Genomic DNA, 8767 nt, shown 5'->3' with positions numbered 1-8767 from the left:
GCCGATCATCGCGGCACCGATGCCGGACGTGATATGGTCGTAGCCCGGCGCGATATCGGTGGTGAGCGGCCCGAGGGTGTAGAACGGCGCTTCGCGGCAATACCTGAGCTGCAGGTCCATGTTCTCCTTGATGAGATGCATCGGCACGTGGCCCGGGCCTTCGATGATGGTCTGGACGTCGTGCTTCCACGCGATGTCGGTGAGTTCGCCGAGCGTCTTCAGCTCACCCAGCTGCGCGTCGTCGTTGGCATCGTAGATCGAGCCCGGACGCAGGCCGTCGCCGAGCGAGAAGGCCACGTCGTAGGCCTTCATGATCTCGCAGATGTCCTCGAAGTGCGTGTAGAGGAAGCTTTCCTTGTGGTGCGCGAGACACCACTTCGCCATGATCGAGCCGCCGCGCGAGACGATGCCGGTCATGCGGTTCGCGGTCATCGGCACGTAGCGCAGGAGCACGCCCGCGTGGATCGTGAAGTAGTCGACGCCTTGTTCGGCCTGCTCGATCAGCGTGTCGCGGAAGATCTCCCAGGTCAGTTCCTCGGCCTTGCCGTTGACCTTTTCGAGCGCCTGGTAGATCGGCACCGTGCCGATCGGCACCGGCGAGTTGCGGATGATCCACTCGCGCGTCTCGTGGATGTTCTTGCCGGTCGAGAGATCCATCACCGTGTCGCCGCCCCAGCGGATCGACCAGGTCATCTTGTCGACTTCCTCGGAGATCGACGAGCCGAGCGCCGAGTTGCCGATGTTGGCGTTGATCTTCACGAGGAAGTTGCGGCCGATGATCATCGGCTCGCTTTCCGGATGGTTGATATTGTTCGGGATGATCGCGCGGCCCCGCGCGACTTCGGAACGCACGAATTCGGGCGTGATCTCTTCCGGAATCGACGCGCCGTAGGACTGGCCGGGGTGCTGGCGGGTCAGGAGCTTCGCCATCTTCTCGCCGGTCGGGCCCGTCCCGCGCAGCGTTTCGACGTAGGCGCGGCGGTTCATGTTCTCGCGGATCGCGACGTATTCCATCTCGGGCGTGATGATGCCCTTACGCGCATAGTGCATCTGGCTGACGTTGGCGCCGGCCTTGGCGCGGCGCGGATGGCGGTGCAGGCCGGGGAAGCGCAACTCGTCGAGCGACTGGTCGCCGGCGCGCTGCCGGCCGAATTCGGACGACAGGTCCGCGAGCACTTCGGTGTCGCCGCGCTCCTCGATCCACTGCTGGCGCAGCGCCGGCAGGCCGGAGCGGATGTCGATCTTGGCGGTCGGGTCGGTGTAGAGGCCCGAGGTGTCATAGACGAAGATCGGCGGGTTCTTCTCGCCGCCGAAGGCGGTCGGGGTGTCGGCTTGCGAGATTTCGCGCATCGGCACGCGGACGTCCGGGCGCGAGCCTTCGACGTAGATCTTGCGCGAGTTCGGCAGCGGCGCGATCGCGGCCTCGTCGACGTGCGCCTTCGCGGCGATGAATTTTTCGGTGGCGTTCATGGTGCGGTCTCCTGGGGAATTCGCTTGACGGCTTATGGGGTTCGGGGGAGGGCGGTTGCCGCGCGGGGCGGCAGGGGGCGGTGTTCGGAGGGTGTCGGCCGGCGGTATTCAGCCGCGCCACAGCGCATGGAAGTGATGGACCGGGCCGTGGCCGCTGCCTACGGACAGCGCGCCGCTCGCGGCGATCGCGCGCAGCAGGTAGTCCCGTGCATCGCGCACAGCTGCCTCGACGGGGCGGAAGCCGCCGGCGCGTTGCGGCAGCAAGGCGGCGATCGCCGAGGCGAGCGTGCAGCCGGTGCCGTGGGTGTTCTTGGTCTCGATGCGCGGCGAGGGCAGTTCGATCATGCGGTCGCCGTCGAAGAGGAGATCGACGACTTCGCTCCCGGGCAGGTGGCCGCCCTTGAGCAGCACCCAGCGCTCGCTTGAGAGCGGGAGCATCTCGCGCAGGCGCTCGGCGGCGCGGTACATCTCCTTGACGGTCTCGGGCGGGCGCTGTTCGAGCAGCACGCCTGCTTCGGGAAGATTCGGCGTCAGCAGGAAGGTACGCGGCAGCAGCGCCTCGATCAGCATCGCGACGGCGTTACGCGCGAGCAGATGATCGCCGCTCTTCGCGACCATCACCGGATCGCAGACGACGTTCGGCGCATCGAAATGCGCGAGCCGATCCGCGACCGTCGCGACGATGTCGGCGCTGCCCAGCATGCCGAGTTTCACCGCGTGAATCTTGACGTCGGCGAACAGCGTGTCGATCTGCAGGCGCAGGAAGTCGGTCGGCGGCGCATGCACGCCGGTGACGGCCTGGGTGTTTTGCGCGGTGAGCGCCGCGACGACGCCGCAGCCATAGGCGCCGAGCGCCGAAAAGGCTTTCAGGTCCGCGAGCAGTCCTGCGCCGCCGCTCGGATCGACGCCCGCAATGGAGACGACGTTCGGAATCACGCGGCTCATTGCGGCACCACGCGTTGGCTACGGACTGACGGGAAAGAGGAAGCGGACGGACTGATGTTCATGAATGCGTTTCCCTACGCCGGCATGACCCGGGTCAGGTTCAAAGGGACTGTCTCAGCCCGCGCGCACCATTGCCGCGGGCACCCCCAACGAATTCATGAACCTTACCGGACGAGCCGCTCGCCGGCAAGCAGTTTGCTGCCCATTCTTGCACCTCGTTACGTCGTGCCGAAGCCGAGCAGGACCGCCGAGCCGAGCGCCGCGAAGATCGTCGCGGCGATGCCGTGCACGAGACGCACCGGCAGCCGCTGGGCGATGCCGTTACCGAGGAGTACGGCGGGGACGTTGGCGATCATCATGCCGAGCGTCGTGCCGGTGACGACGGCGGCCAGGGCATCGTATTTCGCGGCGAGCGCGACGGTCGCGATCTGCGTCTTGTCGCCCATCTCGGCGAGGAAGAAGGCGACGATCGTGGTCGCGAGAACGCCGAGCTTCGGCGCCGTGACCTCATCCTCGTCGAGCTTGTCCGGGATCAGCATCCACACCGCCATCGCGATGAACGACAGGCCCAGCACCCAGCGCAGTGTCTCGGGGCCGATCACGGTCGTGAGCCAGGTACCGATCGCGCCGGCGCAGGCGTGGTTGGCGATGGTGGCGATGAAGATGCCGGCGATGATCGGCCACGGGCGGCGAAAGCGCGCGGCGAGCATGAAGGCGAGGAGTTGCGTCTTGTCACCGATCTCGGCGAGGGCGACGATACCGGTGGAAATACCGAAGGCTTCGAAGGGGAAGTTCATTGGGTTGCTCCGGGCCGGCGCGTGACGGATGACTGCACGCCTCCCCGGCCCGAAAAAATCGGAGGGCATGCAGCCAAAAGTCTCGCCAGGCCCGAAGGCTGAACACGCCATGCCCGCGACGGGCAAGTCTGTTGACGTGATCCCCCCGGCTTGCGCGGGGGCGGCTACTCCCTGATGACAGTGCGCATTGTAATGCTTGTCTATGCTTGCCGGAAAGTCCTAAAGATTCGCCGATTGCAGCCGAAGACCGTGTTGTGGCCCTTGCCCGTACCGATCGATTGCCCGTCATGAAACTGCCCCTGTCCCTGCGTCCGTGCGCTCTCCTGCTGGTCCTGCTGATGCCCGTCGCGGCATTGGCCGATCAGCCTTGGGAGACGGTGGTGCGTGACCGCGAGCGTCTCGTCGAGATCGATCGCTCCAGCGTCATCCAGTCGGAGGGCGGCACGAAGGTCGCATGGGGCCGCATTGTGTTGACGCCCGAGCGCGCGGCGGTGGAAGGCTACGCCTGGGTGAAGGCGCTCAATCGCTACGATTGCTACAACCGCGCCTTCTACACCGTGAAGCGCGTGTACATGGACGAGCGGAACATCGTGATCCGCGAGGATGGGCGCGGCGACGAGACGCCCATTCTCGCGGCGCGCAACAGCGTCGACGAGCGCATGTGGCAGGAAGTCTGCAAGCCGCCATCGGTGAGCGAGCTGAAGAAGGTGGCGACCGAAGTCGCCGCGATCGCGAAGACGGCCGGCGACGATGCAAAGGCGACGCCGATGGTGCCGCTGTCCCATTCGGCCACCGCCGGCGCCGATGCGCCCAATCGCGAGCGCGACCGGCTGTCGCACAAGCTGAACGGAAAGGCACGCAAGGCGTCGGCTCCGACCGCCGCGTCCCCCGCGCCGGTCGAGAAGCCCGTGCTCGTCGCGAAGGCATCCGTCGAGCACGAGAAGCCGTCCCTGCGGCCCGCTGCCCTTGTGCCGGCATCCCGCCCGGCCTCCGCGCACGACGCAGCGCTCGCGGCGCGTCTTCTTGCGGATTTTTCACGTCCCGACTGGAGTTACGAAGGCGAAACCGGCCCGGACCGCTGGGGCCGCATGCGGCCGGAGTGGGCGCTGTGCTCCGAAGGCAAGCGCCAGTCGCCGATCGACCTGCGCAACGGGGTCGCGGTCGATCTCGATCCGCCGCGCTTCGACTACCGCGAGACGCGTTTCCGCATCGCCGACACCGGCCGCACGCTGCGCGTCTACGTCGGCCCGGGGATGAGCGTCGAACTGCGTGGCGAGCGCTACGAGCTGGAGTTCTTCGAGTTCTATCGACCGTCGGCCGAGCGCGTGGGCGGGCAGGCGTCCGACATGGTCGTGCATCTGCATCACCGCAGCGCGGACGGCAGGACGGCGATCGTCGGCGTGCTGCTGGAGGCGGGCGACAAGCCGCACCCGCTGGTGCAGATGCTGTGGAACAACATGCCGCTCGAGCGTCGCAGCGAATATGCGCCGGCTGCGACGATCGACGTCGCGAGCCTCTTGCCACCGAGCAGCGGACATTACCTCTTCATGGGTTCCGACGTGACGCCGCCTTGTGCGGAAGGCGTGCTGTGGGCGGTGATGAAGGAGCCGCAGCACATTTCGGCCGACCAGCTGGAGGTCTTCATGCGCCTGTATCCGCGCAATGGCCGTCCGATCCAGCCCGCCAACGGGCGCCTGGTGCTCGAATCGCGCTGACAGCGCCTTGCGCTGCAAGGACCGCTGGTCGCGGTCTTTCCGCTGATCGAGCCGGTTTTGCGATGCCGCATTTCATGACGATCGCAAGCGCCTGATTCTTTTGGGCGATTTTCCCCAGTCGATGGATTTGCAGGGTGGAAACTTGCTTTCCACTATTCGTCGCGGCGTGGCGCGACGCTTGTCGTCCAGGCTTCGGGCGAGTTTTCTAATTGACTGAAAAATAAACCGTTTTTCGCTGTTCTGCTCCCGGCACGGATCTTGTAATCCCTTCTCGTGAATGAGCACTGTCTGGTGCCGACGACGGGTTACAAGGAATCGAAAAAGGGGGGAGTGCATGCACCACGAACTGAAACAGCTGGCTGAAGCCTGGCAGGCGCGGCCGGTCGAGGAGCGCCTGGGGATGAGCCGGCGCGCATTCATGCAGTTCTGCGCGACGGTCGCGGCGACGCTCGGTCTGCCGACCGGCGCGGAAGCCGCGGTGCAGAAGGCGATGGAACAGAAGCGCCGCCCCTCGGTGATCTGGCTGCACTTCCAGGAATGTACGGGCTGTACCGAGTCGATGCTCCGCGCGGAGCATCCGACGATCGAGAAGCTGATCCTCGACATCATCTCGCTCGACTACCACGAGACGCTGTTCGCCGCTGCCGGCCATCAGGTCGAGGCCGCGCGCAAGCAGGCGATGGCCGACAACAAGGGCAAGTACCTGCTGGTGATCGAAGGCGCGATCCCGACCAAGGAAGACGGCATCTACTGCAAGGTCGGCGGCCAGACCGCGATCGAGCTGACGAAGGAATGCGCGGCCGACGCCGCGGCGGTGATCGCGATCGGCTCCTGTGCGAGCTGGGGCGGCATGCCCTCGACGGGACCGAACCCGACCGGCGCGACGGGTGTCGCCGAAGTGCTCGGCAAGCCGGTGGTGACGATCCCCGGCTGCCCGCCCAACCCCTACAACTTTCTCGCGACGGTCGTGCATTTCCTGACCTTCGGCAAATTGCCCGAAGTCGATCAGCTCGGTCGGCCGAAGTTCGCCTATTCGCGCCTCGTGCATGAGAACTGCGAGCGCCGCGCGCACTTCGACGCCGGTCGCTTCGCGATGAAGTTCAGCGACGAAGGCCATCGCAAGGGTTACTGCCTGTACAAGCTCGGGTGCAAGGGGCCGGAGACCTACGCGAACTGTCCGACCGTGCTCTACGGCGACGCGGGCGCGGGGACCTGGCCGGTCGGCTGCGGCCATCCCTGTATCGGCTGTACGGAGAAGGGCGTCGGCTTCGAGAAGCCGATCCACATGCTCGCAAAGGTCAAGAACGTCGAGCCGCCGGCAGCTTACCCGGCCATCGCCGAGCCGCAAGGGCAGGGCATCTCGCTCGGGTCCGCCGCGGTGCTCGCGGCGGTCGCAGGGGCTGCGGCCGGTGCCGGCGCGAAGCTCGCACAGAACCTCGGCAAGTCGCACGCCGCGGAACAGCAGGAGGCCGGCAAGGACGACAAGCCTGCCGACCCGAAAGCCGGACGGGAGTGAGCATGAGCACCCGACGCGACTTTCTGAAGCGCGCGCTGGCGGGTGGGGCGGCGGTCGCCGGTGCGGCCGCGACGCCATGCGCGCAGGCGCGCGACAACGCGCAGCTCTCGCCCGACGCCGTCGGCCTGTTGTACGACGCGACGCTGTGCATCGGCTGCAAGGCCTGCGTCACTGCGTGCAAGACGGCCAACGACCTGCCGATCGACTACAACACCAGCGCCGACGCGGTGTGGGACATGCCGCTCGACACCACCGCGCGCACCTACAACGTCATCAAGGTCTACAAGAACGGCACCGCGACGATCAAGGACGCGGAGCAGGACGGTTATTCGTTCATGAAGACCTCCTGCCTGCATTGCGTCGATCCGAGCTGTGTGTCGGCCTGTCCGGTGAACGCGATGACGAAGGACCCGGTGACCGGCATCGTCAGCTACGACAAGGACGCGTGCATCGGCTGCCGCTATTGCGTCGCGGCTTGCCCCTTCGGCATCCCGAAGTTCGACTATCAGTCGGCGACCGGTGCGATTGGCAAGTGCCAGCTGTGCCGCCATCGCATGAAGGACGGCCATTACGCGGCCTGTGCCGAAGTCTGCCCGACCGGCGCGACGCTGTTCGGCAAGGTCTCGGACCTGAAGGACGAGGCCAAGCGCCGGCTCGCGCTGCAGCCGGGCGAAGTCACGCAGTTCCCACGCGGCAACCTCTCGACCGGCGACCAGCCTTCGTGGGAAGGCGCGGCCGCGAAGTACGTGCCGCATCTCTTCGGCGACAAGGAACTCGGGGGTACGCAGATGATGAAGCTCTCCGCCGTGGCCTTCGACAAGGTCGGCCACAAGCCGCTGCCGGACCAGTCCTTCGCGTCGAAGTCCGAGACGCTGCAACACACGCTGTATGGCGGCCTCGCGCTGCCGATCGCGGCGCTGGGAGCGATGACTTTCTTCGCCAAACGCAACATGCCGAAGGATGACGACGCGACGCACACGGACAAAGGCGGCAAGCAGGAGGACTCGAAATGAGCAAGCACCTTCATGCCGCGCCGACGCCCGTCGGCGGGCGTCTGCTGAACCCCGCGACCTTCGCCTGCGGCGTGCTGATCCTGACCGCCTTCGCGGTGCTGGCGCTGCGCTTCTGGGGCGGGCTCGGGGCGGTCACGAACCTCAACGATGGCTATCCCTGGGGCATCTGGGTGGTCGCCGACGTCGTGATCGGCTCGGCCTTCGCCTGCGGCGGTTTCTCGGTCGCGATGCTGGTCTACATCTTCAACCGCGGCGAGTACCACCCGATGGTGCGCCCGGCGCTGCTCGCGAGCCTCTTCGGCTACACGCTGGCGGGCGCGGGCGTGATCTTCGACCTCGGCCGTTACTGGAACTTCTGGCATATCCTGTGGCCGGGTTACGCGTCGCCGAATTCCGTGATGTTCGAGGTCGCGGCCTGCATCTCGCTCTACATCCTCGTGATGTGGCTGGAGTTCTCGCCGACCTTCTTCGAGAAGTTCGGCTGGACGAATGCGCAGCGCAAGGTCGGCCGGGCGATGTTCTTCCTGGTGGGCCTCGGCACCGTGCTGCCGATGATGCACCAGAGCTCGCTCGGCTCGATGCTGGTCGTGTTCGGCACGCAGATCCATCCGCTGTGGCAGTCGATGGCGCTGCCGGCGATCTTCCTGATCTCGGCGATCACGATCGGCTACGCGGTGGTGCTGTTCGAGTCCTGCCTCGCCGCCGCGGCCTACCGTCGCCAGATCGAGCTCCACCTGCTGACGCCGCTCGCGAAGGTCATGCTGGGGATGCTCAGCGTGTATCTCGCGGTGCGCTTCGGCGACCTGATCGTGCGTGGAGCGTTGGGCTACGCGTTCGAGGCGACGACGCAGGCCTTCATGTTCTGGCTCGAGACGATCGCGTTCGCGCTGCCGTTCTGGCTGCTCGGCAGCCCGGCGAAGCGCGCGAACCCGGCGAACCTCTTCACCGGCGGCGTCGTGCTGATGCTCGCGGGCATCCTGCTGCGCGTGAATTCGTATCTGGTCGGCTACCAGACCGGCGATGGATGGTCCTACTTCCCGTCCGTTCCTGAAATGCTTGTCACCTTCGGCATGTTCGCCATCGAGGTGCTCGGCTACATCGTCATTACCCGCCGCTTCCCGGTGCTGCCGCGTGAGGATCACGCGCCGGCCGGGCAGGCTGCCTGAGAACTTCCGAGGAGACTTTTCCCATGAGCCAACGCATCACCATCGACCCGGTCACCCGGATTGAAGGCCACCTCCGGATCGACGTCGAGGTCGACGGCGGCAAGGTCACCAAGGCCTGGTCCTCGGGCACCATGTGGCGCGGCGT

8 protein-coding genes and 2 riboswitches are annotated in these 8767 nt (G+C 66.2%); of the genes, 5 read left to right on the top strand and 3 right to left on the bottom strand.

The annotated features are described in order from the left end of the window. From thiC to VJ673_RS05035, 3 genes are all read right to left on the bottom strand, one after another. On the bottom strand, positions 1-1470 hold a 1470-nt coding region (gene thiC, locus VJ673_RS05045), incomplete at its 3' end, for a phosphomethylpyrimidine synthase ThiC (RefSeq protein ID WP_324124950.1). A 108-nt stretch (positions 1471-1578) separates the two neighbouring features. After that, positions 1579-2415, bottom strand: a complete 837-nt coding sequence (gene thiD, locus VJ673_RS05040) for a bifunctional hydroxymethylpyrimidine kinase/phosphomethylpyrimidine kinase (RefSeq protein ID WP_324124949.1) — start codon at positions 2413-2415, stop codon at positions 1579-1581. Between the two features lie 54 nt (positions 2416-2469). Beyond that, positions 2470-2573, bottom strand: a riboswitch (TPP riboswitch). Between the two features lie 60 nt (positions 2574-2633). Next, a complete protein-coding gene (locus VJ673_RS05035) occupies positions 2634-3212 on the bottom strand; it encodes a TMEM165/GDT1 family protein (RefSeq protein WP_324124948.1) in 579 nt (192 codons plus the stop codon). 6 nt (positions 3213-3218) lie between these two features. Then, a riboswitch (yybP-ykoY riboswitch) is annotated at positions 3219-3403 on the bottom strand. 96 nt (positions 3404-3499) lie between these two features. Here VJ673_RS05035 and VJ673_RS05030 point away from each other — a divergent pair. The 5 genes from VJ673_RS05030 to VJ673_RS24690 all read left to right on the top strand — a co-directional run. Then, positions 3500-4927 carry a carbonic anhydrase gene (locus tag VJ673_RS05030; RefSeq protein ID WP_324124947.1) on the top strand — a complete coding sequence of 476 codons (1428 nt, stop codon included), beginning with the start codon at positions 3500-3502 and terminating at the stop codon, positions 4925-4927. 334 nt (positions 4928-5261) lie between these two features. Beyond that, the gene (locus VJ673_RS05025; RefSeq protein WP_324124946.1) at positions 5262-6443 is read left to right on the top strand and encodes a hydrogenase small subunit; all 1182 of its coding nucleotides are present in this window, start codon (positions 5262-5264) and stop codon (positions 6441-6443) included. Positions 6444-6445: 2 nt separating this feature from the next. After that, complete coding sequence (gene hybA, locus VJ673_RS05020) at positions 6446-7456, top strand: hydrogenase 2 operon protein HybA (protein ID WP_324124945.1); 1011 nt, start codon at positions 6446-6448, stop codon at positions 7454-7456. Next, positions 7453-8622: a Ni/Fe-hydrogenase cytochrome b subunit gene (gene hybB, locus VJ673_RS05015; RefSeq protein WP_324124944.1), complete on the top strand. Its 1170-nt coding sequence runs from the start codon at positions 7453-7455 to the stop codon at positions 8620-8622. Before hybA ends, hybB begins: the two co-directional genes overlap by 4 nt. 23 nt (positions 8623-8645) lie before the next feature. Continuing rightward, on the top strand, positions 8646-8767 hold a 122-nt coding region (locus VJ673_RS24690), incomplete at its 3' end, for a hypothetical protein (protein WP_491700802.1).

It is taken from the genome of Aromatoleum sp. (assembly GCF_035254505.1).
Classification (GTDB): Bacteria; Pseudomonadota; Gammaproteobacteria; order Burkholderiales; family Rhodocyclaceae; genus Aromatoleum.
This window is presented reverse-complemented; position numbering and strand designations above follow the sequence as displayed.